The following is a 631-nucleotide window of genomic DNA, read 5'->3' on the forward strand; positions in this document are numbered from 1 at the left end:
CCCATTAGGTGTGGAATAGCCGTTATAACCTGCCATCTTTTCCCATCCCTGAGCCATTGCAACCGCATAATCCAACGCCCGTCCCGTTAGTTCCGATGTTTTGATTTTCATTCTTCCCTCTGTAATTTGCTCTTATGAACCCAATAAATATCATTCACCCTTACGTAACCAGCAGCAGCCATGCACTCTTCATACAGCGATTTGATTTTGTCATGACATGTGCGGCCATTAATTTGTAAATCAGACTCATACAGTCGGGATAATTCACCCCATATAGCAACTAATGGCTGCCATTGCGGGCATTTTTCAGCTACCAAAGGTAGATATTCAACTAATCTGGGGATCTGATTGATGAGCCTATGGCAACGTCCAAAATCAGCGGCATCATGTGGCATATCCCATCTGTAAACAGCACTTTCATTCAAACCTAGCGCTATACTGACTATGGTTTTTGATGATGTTCCAGTGTCCTCTCCCAACGCCCAGATTGCGATTTGTTTAATCTCGGTTTCAGTTAATTTCATCTCAAAAGTCCTTATGGTGGGGTTTATTAGGCCTGTCTTCGTTTCGCTTGGCTCTGCGATCTCCTTCGACCTGATCGAGAGGAAAGAGACAAAGCCCTTTTTGTTCA

At 43.9% G+C, this 631-nt stretch carries 2 protein-coding genes; both read right to left on the bottom strand.

The features are described 5' to 3' along the window. A partial coding sequence (locus PSI23_RS23315) for a phage protein NinX family protein (protein WP_373567371.1) occupies positions 1 to 111 on the bottom strand: 111 nt, incomplete at its 3' end. Continuing rightward, on the bottom strand, positions 108 to 524 hold the full coding sequence (locus tag PSI23_RS21845) for a hypothetical protein (RefSeq protein ID WP_273557024.1): 417 nt from the start codon (positions 522 to 524) through the stop codon (positions 108 to 110). The genes PSI23_RS23315 and PSI23_RS21845, both read right to left, overlap by 4 nt. Between the last annotated feature and the right edge of the window lie 107 nt (positions 525 to 631).

The organism is Xenorhabdus yunnanensis (genome assembly GCF_028598805.1).
Taxonomy (GTDB): Bacteria; Pseudomonadota; Gammaproteobacteria; order Enterobacterales; family Enterobacteriaceae; genus Xenorhabdus; species Xenorhabdus yunnanensis.

Bases quoted from the DNA above. Each gene is read 5' to 3' on its own strand.
- PSI23_RS21845 (WP_273557024.1), bottom strand. From the start codon at position 524: ATGAAATTAACTGAAACCGAGATTAAACAAATCGCAATCTGGGCGTTG.